At 73.0% G+C, this 19,825-nt stretch carries 14 protein-coding genes, 1 tRNA gene and 1 riboswitch; of the genes, 9 read left to right on the top strand and 6 right to left on the bottom strand.

Annotation, left to right across the window (positions count from 1 at the left end):
* Positions 1–4 precede the first annotated feature (4 nt).
* On the bottom strand, positions 5–5,674 hold the full coding sequence (locus GYH36_RS14940) for a peroxidase family protein (protein ID WP_162290246.1): 5,670 nt from the start codon (positions 5,672–5,674) through the stop codon (positions 5–7).
* A 447-nt stretch (positions 5,675–6,121) separates the two neighbouring features.
* Between GYH36_RS14940 and eno the strand changes: the two genes are divergently transcribed.
* The 6 genes from eno (at position 6,122) to GYH36_RS14910 (ending at position 11,829) form a co-directional block, all read left to right on the top strand.
* Positions 6,122–7,408, top strand: coding sequence for a phosphopyruvate hydratase (gene eno / locus GYH36_RS14935; RefSeq protein WP_162290245.1), 1,287 nt, complete (start codon positions 6,122–6,124; stop codon positions 7,406–7,408).
* 177 nt (positions 7,409–7,585) lie between these two features.
* Positions 7,586–8,389: a septum formation initiator family protein gene (locus tag GYH36_RS14930; protein WP_162290244.1), complete on the top strand. Its 804-nt coding sequence runs from the start codon at positions 7,586–7,588 to the stop codon at positions 8,387–8,389.
* A 41-nt stretch (positions 8,390–8,430) separates the two neighbouring features.
* Complete coding sequence (locus GYH36_RS14925) at positions 8,431–8,958, top strand: DUF501 domain-containing protein (protein ID WP_312028660.1); 528 nt, start codon at positions 8,431–8,433, stop codon at positions 8,956–8,958.
* Positions 8,959–8,979: 21 nt separating this feature from the next.
* Positions 8,980–9,999 (top strand): Ppx/GppA phosphatase family protein, encoded by a 1,020-nt coding sequence (locus GYH36_RS14920; protein ID WP_162290243.1) that lies wholly within the window; start codon positions 8,980–8,982, stop codon positions 9,997–9,999.
* A gap of 134 nt (positions 10,000–10,133) precedes the next feature.
* Positions 10,134–11,624, top strand: coding sequence for an NAD(P)/FAD-dependent oxidoreductase (locus GYH36_RS14915; RefSeq protein WP_024842236.1), 1,491 nt, complete (start codon positions 10,134–10,136; stop codon positions 11,622–11,624).
* Positions 11,625–11,752: 128 nt separating this feature from the next.
* A tRNA-Leu gene (locus GYH36_RS14910) sits at positions 11,753–11,829 on the top strand.
* Between the two features lie 15 nt (positions 11,830–11,844).
* Here GYH36_RS14910 and GYH36_RS14905 read toward each other — a convergent pair.
* Positions 11,845–12,246 carry a VOC family protein gene (locus tag GYH36_RS14905; RefSeq protein ID WP_115943072.1) on the bottom strand — a complete coding sequence of 134 codons (402 nt, stop codon included), beginning with the start codon at positions 12,244–12,246 and terminating at the stop codon, positions 11,845–11,847.
* Between the two features lie 132 nt (positions 12,247–12,378).
* Entirely contained in the window at positions 12,379–13,293 is a 915-nt protein-coding gene (locus GYH36_RS14900; RefSeq protein WP_155099976.1) for a VOC family protein, read from the bottom strand.
* Between the two features lie 85 nt (positions 13,294–13,378).
* Positions 13,379–13,507, top strand: a riboswitch (TPP riboswitch).
* Here GYH36_RS14900 and GYH36_RS14895 point away from each other — a divergent pair.
* The 3 genes from GYH36_RS14895 to GYH36_RS14885 all read left to right on the top strand — a co-directional run bounded on the left by GYH36_RS14895 (position 13,498) and on the right by GYH36_RS14885 (position 15,792).
* The gene (locus GYH36_RS14895; protein WP_024842397.1) at positions 13,498–14,250 is read left to right on the top strand and encodes a TenA family protein; all 753 of its coding nucleotides are present in this window, start codon (positions 13,498–13,500) and stop codon (positions 14,248–14,250) included. Its footprint overlaps the riboswitch before it by 10 nt.
* Positions 14,251–14,326: 76 nt before the next feature.
* Complete coding sequence (locus GYH36_RS20095) at positions 14,327–14,779, top strand: helix-turn-helix domain-containing protein (protein WP_115943070.1); 453 nt, start codon at positions 14,327–14,329, stop codon at positions 14,777–14,779.
* A gap of 56 nt (positions 14,780–14,835) precedes the next feature.
* Positions 14,836–15,792 (top strand): DUF6882 domain-containing protein, encoded by a 957-nt coding sequence (locus tag GYH36_RS14885; protein ID WP_162290242.1) that lies wholly within the window; start codon positions 14,836–14,838, stop codon positions 15,790–15,792.
* Between the two features lie 32 nt (positions 15,793–15,824).
* Here GYH36_RS14885 and GYH36_RS14880 read toward each other — a convergent pair whose 3' ends face one another.
* The 3 genes from GYH36_RS14880 to GYH36_RS14870 form a co-directional block, all read right to left on the bottom strand.
* Positions 15,825–16,430, bottom strand: a complete 606-nt coding sequence (locus GYH36_RS14880) for a ClpP family protease (protein ID WP_024842400.1) — start codon at positions 16,428–16,430, stop codon at positions 15,825–15,827.
* Positions 16,430–17,065 (bottom strand): ClpP family protease, encoded by a 636-nt coding sequence (locus tag GYH36_RS14875; protein ID WP_162290241.1) that lies wholly within the window; start codon positions 17,063–17,065, stop codon positions 16,430–16,432. The genes GYH36_RS14880 and GYH36_RS14875 overlap by 1 nt, the downstream gene beginning before the upstream one ends.
* Positions 17,066–17,158: 93 nt before the next feature.
* The coding region (locus GYH36_RS14870) for a fibronectin type III domain-containing protein (protein WP_162290240.1) at positions 17,159–19,825 on the bottom strand (2,667 nt) is incomplete at its 5' end.

Here is a 19,825-nt window from a genome sequence, read left to right as displayed (position 1 = left end):
CCGGTCAGGGGCCGCCGGTCACGGTGGAGACGGTCGAGATCACCGTCTCCGCCGTGCCCTGGTCGTCGGTGTAGCCGACGACGACCCGGATCTGGTGGCCGGCCTCCGCGGCCGTCACGAGGTACGCGGTCGGCACCACGTTGTCCAGGACCCGGACGGTGGCGAAGCCGTCGGTCGACGCCTGCCACTCGTACGTGATCCCGGCCTCGGACGCCTCCTCGAGCCCGTCCCCGTCGGTGAAGCCGCCGAGGTTGAGCCCGCCGCCGACCGCCACCGACGCCGGCGAGAGCACCGGCTGGGTCGGGGCGTCGTTGATGTTCACGACCTCGGGCAGCGCGTCCGAGACGATCGAGCGCAGCTGACCCTGGTCGTCGCGGAACGTCACCACGACCCGGAGCAGCATCCCGCCGTCCCCGTCACCCGGGGTGAACGTGTCGACGCGACCGTTGGGCGCGTCCGGCAGGGTGTCGCCCGTGGCGGACGGCTCCCACTCCTCGCCGCCCTCGCCCAGCTGCCAGGCGAACCGGACGTTCGTCGGGTTCTGGACGAGCGACTCGTCGAAGACGACCGTCGCGGTGAGCGGCTGGTCCTCCGTCGGCGGGTCGATCTGGCCGGCGAAGGTGACGGTCCCGAAGGACGCGCACGCCTCCATCGTGGCCAGGACGAGGCAGCCGTCGCCGAACTGCAGCATCTCGACGTTGCGCAGGATGTCGCGCCCGTCGCTCTCCTCGAGCTCCGCGGCGCCCGTGTGCTCGACGGCGACGTAGCCGTCGCCGAGGTCGGTCACCTCGTACGCCTCGCGGTCGAACTGGTAGACCGCCGTGTCGAGCACGGTGTCGGGCTCGTCGTCCTCCACGATCTCGCGGACGATCGTGATGTCGCCCGGGTTGATCTCGCCCGCGAAGACGCGGGTCTGGAGCTGGGACGCGCTGTCGAAACGCTCGTCGCCGACGGCGAGCTGCACGCGCAGGTACGCGTCGCCGTCGATGAAGTCGTTCCCGCCACGACCCTCGACGAGGTCGCTGCCCGGCCCGCCGATGAGCAGGTTGCTCTGGCCGTCCTGGTCGGCGGCCAGCGGGTCGTCCATGAACCGCAGGGCGTAGTCCTCGTGCCCGCCGCCCGGTCGGAGGATCTCCTCCAGGCCGGGGAACAGGTCGAGCGTCTCCTGCGTCATCTTGTGCAGCGGCACCTCGTTGTCCGGGATGTCGTCGACGCCGACGCCCTGGCCACGCAGGACGTCGCTGCCGCCGCCGCCCGAGAGCGCCTCGACGAGGTCGTACCGGTCGCGGACGGCCTGGACGTCCGGGCGCTGCAGCGTCGAGAAGCGCAGGTCGGCGTCGACCCCGCCGTTCTCGCCGTAGTAGGTGACCCAGTCGTAGCCGATGGCGCCCTCGTGCCGGTCGGTGCCGAAGGCCCGGCCGACGAGCACGTCGTCGCCACCCTCGCCCTCGATGTCGTCGTTGCCCGGTCCGCCGACGACGACGTCGTTGCCTCCGATCGTGTCGTTCTGGAACTGGTTGGCGTTGTCTCCCTGGGCCAGGTCGGCGTGCGAGCCGCCCTGGATCCAGTCGTCACCCTCGCCGCCGAAGACGTTCGTGCGCCCGGCGCCGCCGAGCACCACGTCGTTCCCCGTGCCGGCGAAGATGTCGTTCGGCGTGTCGTTGCCGCCCACCACGAAGTCGTTCCCGTGGCTCGCGAGCAGCAGGTTCACGCCGGGACCGCCGTTGATGGCGTCGTTGCCGAGACCACCCTTGATGTTGTCGTCGCCGAAGCTGTCCGTGAGGATGTCGTCGCCCGGTCCGCCGATGATCTCGTCGTTCCCGGAACCACCCTCGATGCGGTCGTTCCCGCCGTAGCCCCACAGCGCGTCGTCACCCTGGCCGCCGCGGATGCGGTCGTCCCCGGTGCGGTTGCCGTGGATCTCGACGTGCTCGTCGCCGTCCCAGCGGTACGTGCCGTCACCCATCTGCGAGAGCTGCTCCGGCCACGGGTCGGGCAGGTTCTCGAGGTCGAGCGACGGGTCCGGGACGGAGAAGATGTCCGCCGGCAGGAGCGACGCGTCGGTGTTGCGCTGGATCAGCTTGGCGAACGAGTTCGCCTCGAGCGCCGCGAAGAGCTGGTTCCCCTGGTTGCGGAACAGGTAGTAGAACCGGTCGCCGAACTGCAGGTTCTCCAGCTGCTTCTCGAACACGAAGTTGAACGTCGAGCCGAGCATGCCGCCGAACGGGTCGAGCGCCTCGGCGAGGCCACCCGTCCAGAAGTCGACGTCCTCGAGACCCGTCGTCGTGAGGCCGTCGGGCTGGTTCGCCCACGCCCCCGTGCTGTGCACGAAGTCGACGCGGTCGGCCGGGGCCTCCTGCGCGAGCGGTGCGAGCCCGGCGATGACGGCCTCGACCTCCGGGGACACGGCGAGCGTGCCACCGAGGACGACGATGCGTCCGGGGTCGAGCTGCCCGATCGCGTCGACGACCACCTGCGGGACCGCGCCGGTCGGCGGGACCAGCAGGACCGGGGCACCGGACAGGCCGGCGACCGGTCCCACGGCCAGGCCGTCGGGGAAGTTCGTGCCGGTGGTCAGGTACAGCGTGTCGACCGGTCCGGTGAACTCCGCGAGGGCGAGCATCGCCGCGGTGTCGTAGCGCGTGTCCCCGGCGACGCGGGTGACCGTGGCCCCGGGCAGGGCGGCACGGATCTGCGCCTCGGGCGTCGCGCCGATGGCGATCGGGCCGCCGAGGACGACGACCCGGCTCGGTGCGAGCCGGACGAGCTCGGCCCGCGTGGCGGCCGGCAGGCCGTCGCGCGCCGTGAGCAGGATCGGGTGCCCGTCCCGCGACGCGAACGCCGACGCGGCGAGCGAGTCGGGGAAGTTCTCGCCGGTCGCGACGTACACCGTGTCGACCGACCCGCTCGGGATGAGCGCCTGGCTGATGAGCGCGGCCGTGTCGTACCGCGTCGTCCCCGCGACCCGCGTCACCGGGCCGGACGTGTAGCCACCCAGGTTGTTGACCACGGTGTCGAGGACGGCGAGCGGCCCGCCGAGCACCACGATGGTCTGGGGGCGCAGGCGCAGGAGCTCCGCGGCGGTGGCGGCCGGGACGGCGTCCCGGTCCACCAGGAGGATGGGCCCGTCGCCCGCCGCCGCAGCCGGTCCGCCGGCGAGGGCGTCGGGGAAGTTGTGGCCCGTCGTGATGTACACGACCGGCACCCCGGGCTCGCCCGCCGCGGGGGTGGGGAAGTGCGAGCTGCTGATCTGCGCCGCCGTGTGGAAGCGCGTGTCCCCGGCAAACCGCTGGACGAAGCCCTCGCCGGACGGCGTGCCGTTGACCAGCAGGGACGCCGCGTTCCGCTTCCCCTCGACCGTGGTCTCGGCGAGGATCGACGGGTGGGTGCCGTACGCGGCCACGAAGTTGATCAGCGACGCGTTGCTCCCGCCGCGACCGAAGTTGTTGCCGTTCTTGAGCCCGAGACCGAAGTCGAACCAGCTCTCGTACGGCTGGAGTGTCGGGGAGCCCGACGCGGCGTAGAACGTGCGGCGCGCCTCCTGGAGCCCCGGCGTCCCGGTGTCACGACCGCGCAGCATGTTGATCGTCGCGAGGTCGAGCGGCAGGCCGAGCAGGTTGTTGCGCAGGGTGCTGATGACGTGCTCGTCGATCTGGCCCGCGACCTGGTTGGTCGTGCCGTTGACGACGGCGCCCGCGGCCTGCTCGGGTGTCAGGGTCCCGTCGTCGTCGTACGTGCGTGGGTTGAGGAAGCCGTCGAGCAGGCTGACGCTCTCGGTCCCGAAGCCCACGCGTTCGATCTCCTCGGTGAGCATCGAGTGCCCGAACCGGTACACGACGTGCGCGTACTCGGCCACGATGGCCGGGTCGATCGTCGCGTCGTAGCTGTTCTCGTTGAAGACGATCGGGTCGACGTTCGGCTGGACCTTGCGGGCGAACTCCTCGAACACGAGGTGCTGGTACTGCATCTCGGTCGCGAAGCGGGCCGCCTGGAAGAGCCGCTGCTCGTACGACCAGTCGTCGTCCTCGGGCCCGGGGAGCTCGTCGCCCGCGCGCTTGGTCGGCCACTGGTGCTCGAGACCCTGGTAGGCCTTCTGCAGCTCGGGGTTCTCAGCGAGCACGCCGTCGATGTAGCCGACGAGCCGGTTGTGCTCGGAGTGGAACACGTGGTGCACGGCGGTGAGACCGATGTTCTCGTTGCCGCGGCCGTCGCCGGTGACGAAGTGCTCGTCGAGGGAGACGTTGTCGTAGCCGGCGAGGGACTGGTCCGTGACCGGCGAGCCGTCGGCGTTGAACAGCGGCACGCCCGGCGGGATCGGGCTGCCCTCGTCGTCGAACTGCTGCGGCACGAGGTTGCCCTCGGCGTCGAACAGCGGCGTCGAGCCGTGCGCGATGTCGTCGAGGAAGGAGTGCGCGGTGCGCAGCGCGTTCGTGGTCGGGACCGGCTCGGCGGGGTTGCCCTCGACGTTCAGCGCGTCCTCGGTCTCGGGGTCGCCGTCCTCGTCCGTGACGAGGAGCGGGAACCCGCCCGGCCCGGGGATGAAGTTGCCGTAGAGGTCCACCGCGACCTGCGGCACGTTCAGCACGTCCGCGTCCGTGAGGTCGATGCCCAGGACCTCGCGCGCCTGCTGCTTCACGTCGGCCCACGTGGCGAGACCGCCGCGTCCACCGCCCGGGAGCGACCCGTCGAGGAGCCGCCCGGTGTCGTGCGGGACGCCGTCGCGCAGCTCGTACTCGCGCAGGAACACCTGGTGAGCGGGGTGCGACGTGTACGTCTGGTTCTGGTCGACGAACGGCGTCGTCTGGTTGTTGTGCTCGTCGTCGGCCGTGCCGATGACGCCGTCGGGCCCGGGAAGGCGCGTGGCGCGCGTGAGGACGAGGAAGTTGGTCTGCGACGCCGGGTCGTACAGGGGGTCGTCGGGCTGGAGCGGGACGACGAGCGTGCCGTTGCCGCCCTTGTTCACGAGGTCGAGGCCGTGGTCGAAGAACTGGCCGAAGAACGTGAACCAGGCGTTGAAAGGGGCGGAGAGGCCCTCGTCCGGCGCCGTGTTCGGGATGTACACGGAGCCGTCGGGACGGACCTCGCCGCCCTCGGTGCTCTCCGCCGCGTTGACGGCGGCGGGGTTGTCGGCGCTCTGGTCGACGATGAGGTTGGAGATGATGCGCGGGTCGGCGTCGTAGACGAAGCTGCCGGGCGCGAACATCGAGTAGCACGTGGTGCCCGCGGCGCACGGGTCGGTGGCGCCGGGCGGGTTCGGCGGCGAGAACGGGGGACCGGGGTCCGCCTCGCGCCACGTCGTCCCCAGGAGCCGCGGGAACGGGCGGTCGGCGCTGCCGTAGTCGGACTGCCCGGTGAGCAGGTTGTTGAACGAGCCGTCGACGGTGCGCAGGCCGAACGGCAGGGCCGGGCTCGGGACGCACTTGCCGCTCGTGTCGGTCGGGTCGTCGCAGAGCAGCGTGCCGCCGGCGGAGTGCGCCTCGGCGATGTGGATCTGCTTGAGGATGAACTCGAGGTCGTGCGCCGTGAGGCGGAACGACGGGTCGGGATCGGTGACGGCCGCGGCCGGGGTGCTCGCGAGGGTGCCCGCGAGGATAAAGGCGAAGAATGCGGCGACGAACTTTCTGGTGCGCCCATTCCGCCGCGCTCGTTCCGAGCGCAATTCATTGAGCTTCATGGCGTCTTGTACCCCTTTGAACGGTGCTGTCGTCGTTGGCAGCACAACGGTTCGTGGCGTCACGCTACTGCTCGGGTCAAGGTGAACGGTAGGTGAACACCGGGTGAACTCGACCGGCACGAAACGATGTTCGAGTGACAGCGCCAGACAGCAGTTGGACGATTGTCTGGGTCATTTGAGCCGATTATTTTCGCGTCCTACCTGGTCATGCGTCCGACTCCGCGTGCGTGCAGTCGGCCTCGGGACCAACGTCACCGGTCCGCCCACCGAGGTCCCGCGCACGGGCCCACGGAGCGGACGCAGCGGCGCACGTCACACACGGGCACTAGGCTGTGGGCGTAAACCCACCATCGTCGCGGGCGCGCACGCGGCGTCCCGGGTTTCCCTGCCCGGGTCGGCCGTACCCCATTGCCGAAGCGCCCGCAGCCCTGCCCCGAAGGAGCACCTGTGGCCAGCATCGAAGCCGTTGGAGCGCGCGAGATCCTCGACTCCCGCGGAAACCCGACCGTCGAGGTCGAGGTCGTCCTGGACGACGGGACGTTCGCCCGCGCCGCCGTGCCGTCGGGCGCGTCGACCGGTGCGTTCGAGGCCGTCGAGCGCCGTGACGGCGACAAGTCCCGCTACCTGGGCAAGGGTGTCGAGGGCGCGGTCAACTCCGTGATCGACGACATCGCCCCGGAGCTCATCGGCTTCGAGGCCGAGGACCAGCGCCTCATCGACGCCGCCCTCATCGACCTCGACGGCACCCCCAACAAGGGCAAGCTCGGCGCGAACGCGATCCTCGGCGTCTCGCTCGCCGTCGCGAAGGCCGCCGCGAAGAGCGCCGGTCTCGACCTGTACCGCTACGTCGGCGGCCCGAACGCGCACGTCCTGCCCGTGCCGATGATGAACATCCTCAACGGCGGGTCCCACGCGGACTCGAACGTCGACATCCAGGAGTTCATGGTCGCCCCGATCGGCGCGTCGTCGTTCCGCGAGGCGCTGCGCACCGGCGCCGAGGTCTACCACTCGCTCAAGTCCGTGCTCAAGGAGAAGGGCCTGGCCACGGGGCTCGGCGACGAGGGCGGCTTCGCGCCGAACCTCGCGAGCAACCGCGAGGCGCTCGACCTCATCCTCGTCGCGATCGAGAAGGCCGGCTTCACGCCGGGCACCGACGTGACGCTCGCGCTCGACGTGGCGTCGACCGAGTTCTTCTCCGACGGCGCGTACCAGTTCGAGGGCGGCGCGAAGACGCCGGCCGAGATGATCGCGTACTACGAGCAGCTCGTGCGCGACTACCCGCTGGTCTCCATCGAGGACCCGCTGTCCGAGGACGAGTGGGACAGCTGGGCGCAGCTCGTCTCCGAGGTCGGCGACAAGGTGCAGATCGTCGGCGACGACCTGTTCGTCACCAACCCCGAGCGCCTCGCGAAGGGCATCGAGCTCAAGGCCGCGAACTCGCTCCTGGTCAAGCTCAACCAGATCGGCACGCTCACGGAGACGCTCGACGCCGTCGAGCTCGCGCAGCGCAACGGCTTCACCGCGATGGTGTCGCACCGCTCGGGCGAGACCGAGGACACGACGATCGCCGACCTGTCCGTCGCGACGAACGCCGGCCAGATCAAGACCGGTGCCCCCGCCCGCGGCGAGCGCATCAACAAGTACAACCAGCTCCTGCGCATCGAGGAGGCGCTGGACGACGCCGCGCGCTACGCCGGCCGCGGCGCGTTCCCGCGCTGGTCGGCGCAGGCCTGACCGTCCGGTCACGCGCACGCCGCCGGGGTGACCCGGCACCCGGAGCCCGGTGGGCCGCACGTCGGCCCGCCGGGCTCCGGCGCGTCCGGGTGAAGATGTCGTGTCGATCGGCTCACGTTCGCGGACGCACCGCGCGTGCTCCCCGGCCGGTGCCTCCCGGGGCACCACAATCGACCCATGCCCTCCTCGCGCCGTCCTCCGCGTCCCGGCGCCGCCGCGCGGCCGGGGACCGGGCCGACCCGAGGGTCCTCGGGGACCAAGCCGACGTCGCGCGGGACCTCCGCGGGGTCGTCGGCGTCGCAGCCCGCGTCGGGCGCGCGGGGCGCGTCGGCGAGGAAGCCCGCGCGCTCGACGTCCGCGTCCGCGGCGTCCGCGGGTGCGCGCCGACCGGCCGCACGCCCGACCACGCCGCGCCGTGCTCCCGGCCCCGCGCGGGAGGACCGGCGCCGCAGCCGGCACGGATTCCTGCTGCCGGAGGTCGTCACGGTCCGCACGCTCGTGCTGTCCGTCGTCGTCCTCCTCGCCGTCGTGCTCCTGCTGCCCACGCTGCGCGCGTACGTCAACCAGACGGGCGAGCTGCGCGAGCTCCGGGGAGACCTGGAGCAGGCGCAGGCCGAGCACGACGAGCTCGAGGCCGAGCTCGCGCGGTGGGACGACCCGGCGTACGTGGTGCGTGAGGCGCGCGACCGGCTCAACTTCGTCATGCCGGGCGAGCGGCCGTGGCGCGTGCTCGACCCGGAGACCGTCGTCGACGACACCGACCCCCAGACGGGCCGGACGATCACCGACGGGCCGGTGCGCGGGTACGAGGCGGGCACGCCCTGGTACGAGGCGATCTGGGCGTCGGTGCAGGTCGCGGGCGGCCAGCCGGCGTCGTCGGGCCAGGAGGGCGACGGCGAGGGCGGCGCGGGCACGACGCCGTCCGAGGGCGCGCAGCAGCCCGACGACGGGACGTCGCCCGCGAGCGGGGAGAATGGGTGACGCGTCGACCCGACGCGACCGACCGACCCGGAGGACAACCCGTGCCCGACGCCCGCCTGGCCATCCCCGCCGACGACCCGGACGCCGTCGTCACCGAGCGTGACCTCGAGACGCTCGCGGAGCAGCTCGGGCGCACGCCGCGCGGCGTCGTCGGCATCGCCGCGCGGTGCGTGTGCGGGCGTCCGCTGGTCGTCCGCACGGCGCCGCGGCTGGAGAACGGGACGCCGTTCCCGACGACCTTCTACCTCACGAGCCCCGGCGCGGTCGCGGCCGCGTCGACGCTCGAGGCGAACGGCGTCATGAAGGAGATGTCGCAGCGGCTCACCGAGGACGCCGAGCTCGCGGCCGCGTACGGCCGCGCGCACGAGCACTACCTCGCCGAGCGCGAGGCGCTCGGCCACGTCGAGGAGATCGACGGCATCTCGGCCGGCGGCATGCCGACGCGCGTCAAGTGCCTGCACGTGCTCGTCGGGCACGCGCTGGCCGCGGGGCCGGGCGTGAACCCGCTGGGCGACGAGGCGCTCGAGCGCGTGCGCGACGTGTGGCGGCCCGACCGCTGCACCTGCTGACCGCGTGGCACGCTTGGACGCATGACCTCAGGCTCCACCTCCGCGCCGGGCGCGCTCGCCGCCGGCTCCCCGACCGTACCCGTCCCGCCCGGCGTCTCGCGCGTCGCCGCGATCGACTGCGGCACCAACTCGATCCGCCTCCTCGTCGCGGACGTCGACCCGGCCGCGGGCACGCTCGTCGACCTCGACCGGCGCATGGAGGTCGTCCGGCTCGGCCAGGGCGTCGACCGCACGGGCCGCCTCGCACCCGAGGCCCTCGCGCGCACGCTCGACGCCGCACGCCGCTACGCCGGCGTGATCGCCGAGCTCGGTGCGACGCGGACGCGGTTCGTCGCGACGTCGGCCACGCGCGACGCCGAGAACCGCGACGAGTTCGTCGCGGGCGTGCTCGACGCGCTGGGCGTCGAGCCCGAGGTCGTCTCGGGCGAGGAGGAGGCGGCCCTGTCCTTCCGCGGCGCGACGTCGACCGTCGCGTCGGTGCGCCCCGGGCCGTACGTCGTCGTCGACCTCGGCGGCGGCTCCACGGAGCTCGTGCTCGGCACGGCCACGCCGGACGCCGCGTACTCGATGGACGTCGGGTGCGTGCGCATGACGGAGCGGCACCTGCGGTCGGACCCGCCGACGGCCGAGGAGGAGGCCGCGGCGCGTGCCGACGTGCGCGCCGCGCTCGACGACGCGGCGCGCGTCGTGCCGCTGGGGCGGGCCGCGACGCTCGTGGGGCTCGCGGGCTCGGTGACCACGGTGACCGCGCACGCCCTCGGTCTGGCGCAGTACGACCGCGACCGGATCAACGGCGCCGTGCTGTCGGTCGAGCAGGTCCTCGCGGCGTGCGACGACCTGCTGCACCGCACGCGCGCGGAGCGTGCGTCGCTCGGCTTCATGCACCCCGGGCGCGTGGACGTCATCGGCGCGGGCGCGCTCGTGTGGTCGGAGGTCGTGCGCCGGGTGCGCGACGACGTCGCGGCCGCGGGCGGCTCGCTCACCGACGTCGTGACGAGCGAGCACGACATCCTCGACGGCATCGCCTGGTCGATCGCCTGACGCTCTCGCGCCCCGGTCCGGCGCGCGCCGAATGTCGCGTCTGCGCGGTCGCCCGGGGCGGGCGTGGGGCGCGTCACGCCCGTCAGACGGACGCTCCGGCTCGCCAGTGCCGCGAGCGGTAATACTCTGGAACCATGCCTCAGAATGACCTGACCTCGGTCAGCCGTGCCCAGACCGCTTCGCCGCGGCCCCGGAAGGTGCCTCGGGTCGTCGTCCTCGGCGGCGGCTCCGTGGGCCTGTACGCCGCGCGCCGACTGCGCAAGAAGCTCGGGCGCCGCGAGGCGGCGATCGTCGTCGTGGACCCGCGCCCGTACATGACGTACGCGCCGTTCCTCCCCGAGGCGGCCGCGGGCTCGATCGACGGTCGCGACGTCGTCGCGCCGCACCGCCGCGCGCTCAAGGGCGTCGACGTGCTGCAGGGCAAGGTCGTCGCGGTCGACCACGCCGCGCGCCGCGTCACGATCCACCCGGAGGAGGGCGACGACTACTCGGTCACGTACGACCACCTCATCGTCGGCCTCGGCTCCGTCTCGCGCACGCTGCCCATCCCGGGCCTCGCGGAGAACGCGATCGGCTTCAAGAACGTGGAGGAGGCCATCGCGGTCCGCAACCACGTGCTCAACCGCATGGACGTCGCGTCGTCCACGTGGGACGAGAAGCTGCGTCGCCGCATGCTCACCTTCACGTTCGTCGGTGGCGGGTTCGCGGGCATCGAGGCGCTGGCCGAGATCGAGGACATGGCGCGCTACGCGACGCGCAACTACGCGACGATCGAGGAGAAGGACCTCCGCTTCGTCATGATCGAGGGCGCGGGCCGCATCCTGCCCGAGCTCAGCGAGCCCATGGCGGAGTACGCGCTGGAGGAGCTGAAGAAGCGCGGCATCGAGTTCCACCTCAGCACGTTCCTGTCGTCGTGCGTCGACGGCCACGTCGTCACGTCGACGGGCGTCGAGTTCGACTCCGACACGATCGTGTGGACGGCTGGCGTCAAGGCCAACCCGGTCATCAAGGAGGCGTCGGACCTCCCGGTCGACAAGCTCGGCCGCGTGATCGTGCTCCCGACGCTCCAGGTCGCGGACGCCGAGGGCAACGTCGTGCCGAACGCCTGGGCCGCGGGCGACTGCGCCGCCGTCCCGGACGTGCTCAACCCCGGCAAGTTCTGCCCGCCGAACGCCCAGCACGCGATCCGTGAGGCGACGCGCCTCGCGGACAACCTCGCGCTCGAGCTGCACAGCGAGCCGCCGGTCGAGTACCGCCACAAGAACGTCGGCACCGTGGCGTCGCTCGGCCTGTACAAGGGCGTCGCGGAGCTGTTCGGCGTGTTCAAGCTCCGCGGTACGCCCGCGTGGCTCATGCACCGCGGCTACCACGTCATGGCGATGCCGACGGGCAACCGCAAGATCCGCATCTTCATCGGCTGGATGGGCCAGTTCCTCATGGGCCGCGAGCTCGTCTCGCTCGGCTCGCTGCACGACCCGCGCGCCGAGTTCCGCGCCGCGTCCGTGCCGCCCAAGAAGGACGGCGAGCCGGTCAAGCAGACCGCGCAGGGGTCGGCCGCAGCCGCCGAGTCCGGCGCGGGCACGGTCGACGCGGACGACCGGACGCCTGCCGCCAAGGCGTCCTGACCGCACGCCGGGACTCCCGGCGTCCTGCCCGACGACGAGGGGCGAGCCGCACGCGCGGCTCGCCCCTCGTCGTTCCCCGGCTCCGGTCGGCGGCCGGGGCCGAGCACGTCGCGGTAGATTCGGCGCGCGCCCCCATGGCCCAACTGGCAGAGGCAGCCGGCTTAAACCCGGCGTGTTCCGGGTTCGAGTCCCGGTGGGGGCACCACGAGCCGGTGCCGCGCTACGAGAGCCCTGTCGGCCCCTCGGGCTCGGCGGGCGGCGTCGCCGCCTGGCCGAGGACGACGACCGTGCCGTCCGGGTCCTGCACGCGCGCGACGCGTTCGCCCCAGGGCTGGTCCGTCGGCGGCTCGAGCACGGGGACGCCCGCGGCGGCGAGGTGCTCGACGGCGCGGTCGCAGTCGTCGACGTAGACCCACAGCGCGGTGCGCGGCACGCCCGCGGGCGCCGTGCCGTCGTCGAGGCCGATCCCGAGCGGCGACCCGCCCACGTGCACGCTCACGTAGACGGGCGGCCCGTCGTCGGGAAAGGCGTACTCGACCGTCCCGCGCAGCAGGTCGCGGTAGAAGCCGAGCGACCGCTCGACGTCGGCGACGGTCAGGATCGGGAAGAGGCTGCGGAACATGGCGTCGCTCCTCGGTGCACGCTGCGGAACCTCCCCCATGGTGCGCGCCGGACGGCCGGACCGCCCTCCGAGCGGCCGCGACCGACGGGCGGGCCGTCAGGTGCCGGCCCGGCCCGACGGGCGGCCCGGCGCTCAGCGCGCGAGGAGCTCGTCGGTCGTCGTGCCGGGCAGGGACAGCGTGACGCGCGTGCCCCACGGGTCGTGCACGACGACCGAGCGACCGTCGTCGGCGTGCTGCAGCCCGCGGCTGCGCAGGCGCGCGACGAGGGCGTCGAGGTCCTCGCGGCCGGGCACGGTGATCGCGACGTCCCCGAGCCCGAGGCTCGCGGCCCGCGGCCCGGCGCCCGCGCTGTTCCAGACGTTCATCGCGACGTGGTGGTGGTAGCCGCCGGCGGACGCGAACAGGGCGCCGCTGTACCCGCTCAGCGTCGCCTCGAACCCGAGGGCGTCGACGTAGAAGTCGCGCGCCGTCGCGACGTCGCCCACCTGGAGGTGCACGTGGCCGACGCGCCCGGCGAGCGACGGGCCGGCGTCGTACGCGTCCTGGGTGAGGTGGGAGCGCAGGTAGGCGTTCGGGTCGAGGAACGTCGTGGTCATGAGGATCTGGCCGCGCTCGCGCACCCACGTCTCGCGCGGGCGGTCCGTGTAGAGCTCGACGCCGTTGCCCTCGGGGTCGGTGAAGTAGAACGCCTCGCTGACGAGGTGGTCGCTCGACCCGACGAAGGAGCCGCGGCGGTCCTGCGCGGCGCGGTAGACGGTCGCGGCGAGGCTCGGTGCGTCGTCGAAGAGGAACGCCGTGTGGAACAGCCCGGCCTGGCGCGGGTCGACGGGCGGCAGGCCCGGGGTGTGGACGAGGCGCAGCATCGGCGTCGTGCCGCGGCCGAGCACGCGGTGCACCTCGGTGCCGCGCGTGCGCTCCTCGAGCGGCGCGAGCGCGAACGCGCCCGTGTAGTAGGACGTCATCTGCTCGAGGTCGCCGACGCGCAGCGTGACGGCGTCCATGCTCGTGGACGGTGACAGGGACCGGTCGGTCGGGGTGCTCGTCATGGTGGCTCCAACTGTTGTCGCTACAACTATATTCCCACACTCGCGAGCGTGCTCCCGACGCGCGCCCGTCCTTGCTAGGGTCGCCCCGAACCACGCGGGGTGTCCCGTCCGGGCGTGCGCCCGGGCCGAGGGACTGAGACGAGCGGTACGGCCGCCCGGACCCGTCGAACCTGATCTCGCTAGCACGAGCGGAGGAACGTGGGCATGACGACGCCTGCTGCCATCACCCGGACCCCTGTCCTCGCGGACGACCCGACCGCGCTCGTCCGGCCCGGGGAGGGCGGCTTCACGGCCGGCCTCGCCCGCCGGTACGCGCCCCTCTTCGACGCCTTCTACGACCACCCGTTCCTCGCCGGCCTGCGCGACGGGTCCGTCGACCCGGCGGCCGTGCGGCACTACGTGGGCCAGGACCACCAGTACCTCACGGCCTACCTGCGCTGCTACGGGCTCGGCATGGCCCTCGCGCCCGACCGGTCGTGGGCGCAGTACTTCCACGACAAGGCGGGGTTCCTCCTCGACGACGAGTCCCACGCGCACCACGCGATGTGCGACTTCCTCGGGGTGACGTACGAGGAGGCGCAGACGGACCGCCTCGCCCCGAGCGCGCAGGCGTACGTCGACCACATGCTCGCCGCCGGCCGTGACTCGCTCGGCGTCCTCCTCGCGGCGCTCCTGCCGTGCCCGTGGACCTACATCTGGTCCGCCCGGCGGTTCTGGCTCGCCGAGCGTGCGACGACACCGGGCGCGATCGGGGACGACCACCCCCTCGCCGGCTGGTGGGCGTTCTACGCCGCCGAGCGGACCGAGGGCGTCCTCGCGGACCTGCGCGCGCGCCTCGACGCGCTCGCCGCGGACGCGGGCGAGGCCGAGCGCGCCCGCATGGAGCGCGCGTTCGAGCAGAGCTGCCGCCACGAGACCCGGTTCTGGCAGATGGCCTGGTCGCTCGAGGACTGGTGACGGCGCCGCTTACGCCAGGAGCAGATCCGCGCCCGGGGGCCTCGGCACCCGGGCGCGGCGCGGGTAGCGTGACCGCATGGACGTGACGAGCGCCACGGCGGCGACCCACCGTTCCCGCGGCGACGGGCGGCCGGAGCCGCTCCTGCGGCACGTCATCGGCGGCATCCTGCGGCGGGCGCGGCGCGCGCAGGGACGCACGCTCGTCGACGTCGCGGCCGCCGCGCGCGTGTCCACCGCGTACCTCTCGGAGATCGAGCGCGGTCGCAAGGAGGCCTCCTCGGAGGTGCTCGCCGCGGTGTGCGGCGCGCTCGGCCTGCGGCTCGTCGACCTCGTGGCGCGCACGGGGGAGGAGCTGCGGCCGGTCGCGCCCGTGCGCGTCCTGTCCGCGGTCCGCGAGCGCGGCGCGCTCTCCGCGCCCCGGCACCCCGCCCCCGTGGGCGAGCCGGTGCGCGACCTGCCCGTCGCGCGCGCCGTGCGCACGCTGCCGTCAGGCGCGCGCACCCCGGACGCCCTCCTCGTCGCCGCCTGACCCGGACGGCGTGTCGCGCCGGGTCCGGAGGTGCGACGCGCGGTTACGGTCGGTCCATGACGGAGCCGCAGACCGACGGCGCGGCGGCGCCGGGCGCGCCGACCCTCCAGGACCTCGTCGACGAGGCCGCGTTCGTCTCGCACGAGCACCAGCTCCACCTCGCGGACCTCCACGGCGACGACGCCTGGAACGCCGACCTGGTCGCGGGCACGCTGACGTTCACCGCGCCCGACGGCGGGACGACGACGTGCCGGGTCCAGTTCCTCGGCACCGCGGCACCAGGTCCGGGGACCTGGATGTGGGCGTGGAACAACGTCAACGGCTTCCCCGACGCCGTGCTCGACGCCGCCGAGCGGACCCGTGCGACCGGGCTCCGCGAGGCCGAGGAACCCGAGCACCCGCTCACCGACGACCTGCCGTACCGCTACACGCTCGCGGCGAAGGCGGTGACCCGGTCCTGGACCCACTACAGCGCGCCCGTCGGGGGCGGGACGCGCGCGTGGCTCCTCGTCGAGCACGACGACCTCGTCCTGCCCGCACCCACCGTGCCGCGGGTCGTGCGCACGCTCAGCGAGGGCCTGCTCTCCACGACGGTCGTCGACCACCGGCGCGCCCTCGCGTCCTACGCGTCGGTGCGCGGCCTCGAGACGTCGCAGGACGTGGCCGGGTCGGTGACGCTCGTCGTGCCCGACGGGACGGTGACCGTGAGCTTCGACGACGCCGGACGCCTCGCCGGCATCGCGGCGTCGTCGTCCCCGGCTTCCGGACCGGAGCCCGAGACAGAGCTCGATCCCGCACCGGAGCCTGCGGTCGAGCCGGCACCCGTGGCCGCGCCCGAGCCCGAGGCCGCTCCCGAGCCTGGGCCGGAGCCTGAGACGCCTCGGCCCACGACGCCGGACGCCGGCCCCGCGCCCGAGGAGCCGACCCCCGGCCCCGCGGCGGACGCCGTCGTCGACCCGCCCGCCGACCGGCCGGAGCCGCGCCGCCGGTCGTGGTTCCGGCGGCGCGGGTAGACCTCCGCGCCGAGCGCGTCACGACCTGGGCGTCACGCCGCCGTGGCGAGCTTGCGCGACGTCACGACGGCGTCGGCGATCCCGTACTCGACGGCCTGGCGCGCGGTGAGCACGAGGTCGCGGTCGGTGTCGGCGCGCAGGCGCTCGACGGTCTGGCCCGTGTGCCGCGACAGGACCTCCTCCGTCTCCGAGCGGATGCGCAGGATCTCCTCCGCCTGGATCGACAGGTCGGAGATGGTGCCCTCGCCGCCGCCGGACGGCTGGTGCAGCAGGACGCGCGAGTGCTCGAGCACGAACCGCTTGCCCGGCGTCCCCGCCGCGAGCAGCACGGCGGCGGCCGAGGCGGCCTGGCCCATGCAGATGGTCGAGACGTCGCAGCGGACGAACTGCATCGTGTCGTAGATCGCCATGAGCGCGGTCGCGGAGCCGCCCGGGGAGTTGATGTACAGGCCGATCTCCTGGTCGGGCGCGTCGGACTCGAGGTGCAGGAGCTGCGCCATGACGACGTTGGCGACGCCGTCGTCGATCTCCGTGCCGAGGAACACGATGCGCTCCGAGAGCAGGCGGGAGAAGACGTCGAACGCGCGCTCGCCGAGCGGGGTGCGCTCGACGACGGTCGGGATCGTGTAGCTCGCCATCACAGCCCCACCTTCCGGGCGGAGCGGGCGGGACGGACGTCGTCGACGGACTCGACGATCCGGTCGACCATGCCGTACTCGAGCGCCTGCCGGGCGGTGAACCAGCGGTCGCGGTCGGAGTCCTCCGCGATGGTCTCGACGCTCTGCCCCGTGCTCTCGGCGAGCAGCCGGTGCATGAGGCCCTTGGTGTACACGAGGTTCTCGGCCTGGATCGCGATGTCGACGGCGGTGCCGCCGATGCCGGCGGAGGGCTGGTGCATCATGATCCGCGCGTGCGGCAGCGCGTACCGCTTGCCGGGCGTGCCCGCGCACAGGAGGAACTGCCCCATGCTCGCGGCGAAGCCCATCGCGACGGTCGACACGTCGTTGGGGATGAGCCGCATCGTGTCGTAGATCGCGAGCCCGGCGCTCACCGAGCCGCCGGGGGAGTTGACGTAGAGCGCGACGTCCGCGCGCGGGTCCTCCGCGGAGAGCAGGAGGAGCTGCGCGCACAGCCGGTTCGCGACGGCGTCGTCCACGGCCGTGCCGAGGACGACGATGCGCTGGTGGAGCAGGCGCGTGGTGAGCTGGTCGTCGAAGGAGGAGGCGGCCACGGCGGCGGCCTCCGCGTGCGGGGTGCGTGCGGTGCTGGTCATGCCACCCACAGTGCCCCGCGGGGCGGCCCGGCGGACGGGCGATCTGCCGTCGGCACATCTGCCGACGGCAGAGCCGCCCGTCCGCCCGTCCGGCTAGCGGATCGGCCAGTCTCGTTGCTCGACCACGATCCCGCTCGGTGACGGGCTGATCGTGACGTACACCTTGGCGGTGCGCTGCGTCCCGTAGGGGTTCCCGAGGATGCACCCGAGGTCGACGTAGCCGCCGGCGGAGAGATGCTCGGTCCACGAGTAGCTACCGATGCGGTTGCCGTCGTAGTAGCACTGGAAGGTGTACGTGCCCGAGGGGAACGTCGCGTTGGCGTTGACGCGGAACACGGTGCACATGCTGCCGGTGCAGTTCCCGTAGCCGGGCTGGGTGTTGCGCTGGGGGCCACGCGTGACCCAGATCCGCGGCGGCTCGGGGCGCTTGTCCGTCGTGAACGTCGCCTGGCCGCTCCACGCGCCGCACCCGGCCGCGTTGCACGCGCGCGCCCGCAGCCGGTACGTCTGGTCGTAGTCGGACCCGACGTCCACGCTCTGGCCCGTGCCCGTCCGGTTCTGCGCGCCCGAGAGCTCCCACTCGTAGCGCGTGATCGCGTTGCCGCCGTTCGACGACGGCGCCGAGATCGTGAACCGGCCGCGGTTCTCGCCGGTGCGGGACGAGGAGACGCCGGGCGTGCCCGGCTTCTGGTAGGCGCTGACCTGTGCCGAGGCCGGGCTCGAGGTCGACGTCCCGCCGGCGTTCGTCGCGGTCACGGTGAATGTGTACGTGCCCGCGCTGAGGCCCGTGAAGTCCACCGACGTCCCGGAGACCTCGCGCTTGGCGCCGCCCGGCGACGCCGTGACGGTGTACTTCGTGATCGGGCTGCCGTTCGCGTCGGCGGCGCCCCACGAGACGCGCGGGATGCCGCTGTCCTGCGAGCTCGAGCCCACGTTCTGGACGCTCGGACGCGGGGGCGCCTCGGGTCGGCCGTACGGCACGACGGCGGCCGAGGCCGGGCTGGCCGCGGTCACGCCCGCCTTGTTCTCGGCCGTCACCGTGAACGTGTACGACGACTCGTTGTCGAGGCCGGTCGCCTTGTGGCTGAGGCCCGTCAGCGTCAGCGGGGCCCCGTCCGGCGACCCGTTGCGGTACCGCTGGAGGTGGTAGGCCTTGATGGCGTCGCCGTTCTCGAACGGCTGCGCCCACGACACGTCGATCGAGCCGCCGTTGAGGGGCGAGTCCGCCGCGCGGCTCGCTGTCGGCGTCTTCGGGACGTCGGGCAGGCCCGCCGGGATCTCCTCGGCGGAGTACTCGCCCCACTCGGACGGGTCGGGCGCGAGGTTCACGGCCTGGACGCGCACCCGGTAGGCGACGCCGTTCTGCAGGCCTGTCCACACGACCTGGGTGCCGGCGAGCGCCTGCATCTGCACCGCGCCGCTCGGCGGTGCGGGCGAGATCTCCAGGTTGACCGTCTGGATGGGGGACCGGTCGGTGTAGGTCTTGTTGGTCCAGGTGACGGTGAGGGACTGGTCGCCGAACTCGAGGGTGGGTGCGGCGGGCGGGTCGGGCTTCTCGTCGGGGCGTGCGACGGCGGACGGCGGCGAGGCGGGGCCGTCGCCGACGGCGTTGGTCGCGAAGACGGTGAAGGTGTACTCGACGTTGTTGGTCAGTCCGTCGAGCGTGCACGTGGTGGTGCCGCAGGCCTTCTCGTAGCCGTTCTGGGACCGCACGGTGTAGCCGGTGATGTCCGCGCCGTTGTTGTTCGGCGGGTCCCACGACAGCACGACGGTCTTCGAGCGGACCTCGAGCACCTGCGGGGTCGCGGGCGCCTCGGGCTTGCCCAGCACCTTGAGCTGGACGCGGCCCTCGACCATGCGGTCGGGGTCCTTCGTCGCGTCCTGGATGCGGTAGACGACGACCATGACGCCGACGAACGACTGCTCCGGCGTGACGACCACGTCGTTCCCGCTGTACGACACGTCACCGCTGCCCGTCTCGACGCTCGCACCCACGATCTCGAGCGGCGTGTCCGGGAACGGGTTCGAGTCGTTCGCCAGGACGGGGACCGTCGTCGGCTTGCCCTGGTGCGCGTCGTCGACGGTGTCCTGGTTGGCGCGGGCGAGCGGGCGGGTCGAGGCGACGACGGTGAGCGTCGCCGCGCCCTCGACGGGCGGGTGCTCGCCGTCGGTCACGGTGATCGGCACCTGCACGACGGAGCCCTTGGGCACGTCCGGGGTCGCCTGGGCGCGCAGGGTCGTGCCCTCGACGGTCACGGTCACGCCCTCGGCGCCTCCGGACGCGGCGAACGTCAGGGCGTCGCCGTCGGGGTCGGTCGCGAAGCGCGCGAGGTCGACCGTGGCCTCCTCGCCCGCCGCGACGTCGAGCGTCGGCGTGGAGAGCTCCGGGGGGAGGTTCTCCGGCGGGACGACGCTGATGGGGATCGTCAGCAGCGCCGTGTTGCCGTCGGGGTCGTCCGGTCCGGACCCGTCGGTGACCTCGAACGTCACGGCCGCGGGGCCGACGTACTCGGCGTCCGAGGTGTAGACGATCTCGGTCGTGGACGTGACCTCGCGCGTGCCCTCGAGCGCGGTGACCTTCTCCTCCGTGGTGAGCCGGGGGGTCCTCCCCTCGACGACGAGCACGTGGTCCGTGACGTCGATCGCGAGCGGCTCCCCGCTCACGACCTCCAGGGGCGTGATGCCCGGTCGCAGCGTGGGCGCCTGGTCGGTGAGGCCGGGGACCTTGACGAACGCCTTGGCGGTGAGACCGTCCATGTC

The organism is Cellulosimicrobium composti (assembly GCF_010287905.1).
Classification (GTDB): domain Bacteria; phylum Actinomycetota; class Actinomycetes; order Actinomycetales; family Cellulomonadaceae; genus Cellulosimicrobium; species Cellulosimicrobium composti.
This window is presented reverse-complemented; position numbering and strand designations above follow the sequence as displayed.

Coding starts and splice junctions, on each gene's coding strand:
- GYH36_RS14940 (WP_162290246.1), bottom strand. CDS start 5,674: ATGAAGCTCAATGAATTGCGCTCGGAACGAGCGCGGCGGAATGGGCGC.
- GYH36_RS14930 (WP_162290244.1), top strand. CDS start 7,586: ATGCCCTCCTCGCGCCGTCCTCCGCGTCCCGGCGCCGCCGCGCGGCCG.
- GYH36_RS14920 (WP_162290243.1), top strand. CDS start 8,980: ATGACCTCAGGCTCCACCTCCGCGCCGGGCGCGCTCGCCGCCGGCTCC.
- GYH36_RS14915 (WP_024842236.1), top strand. CDS start 10,134: ATGCCTCAGAATGACCTGACCTCGGTCAGCCGTGCCCAGACCGCTTCG.
- GYH36_RS14905 (WP_115943072.1), bottom strand. CDS start 12,246: ATGTTCCGCAGCCTCTTCCCGATCCTGACCGTCGCCGACGTCGAGCGG.
- GYH36_RS14900 (WP_155099976.1), bottom strand. CDS start 13,293: ATGACGAGCACCCCGACCGACCGGTCCCTGTCACCGTCCACGAGCATG.
- GYH36_RS14895 (WP_024842397.1), top strand. CDS start 13,498: ATGACGACGCCTGCTGCCATCACCCGGACCCCTGTCCTCGCGGACGAC.
- GYH36_RS20095 (WP_115943070.1), top strand. CDS start 14,327: ATGGACGTGACGAGCGCCACGGCGGCGACCCACCGTTCCCGCGGCGAC.
- GYH36_RS14885 (WP_162290242.1), top strand. CDS start 14,836: ATGACGGAGCCGCAGACCGACGGCGCGGCGGCGCCGGGCGCGCCGACC.
- GYH36_RS14880 (WP_024842400.1), bottom strand. CDS start 16,430: ATGGCGAGCTACACGATCCCGACCGTCGTCGAGCGCACCCCGCTCGGC.
- GYH36_RS14875 (WP_162290241.1), bottom strand. CDS start 17,065: ATGACCAGCACCGCACGCACCCCGCACGCGGAGGCCGCCGCCGTGGCC.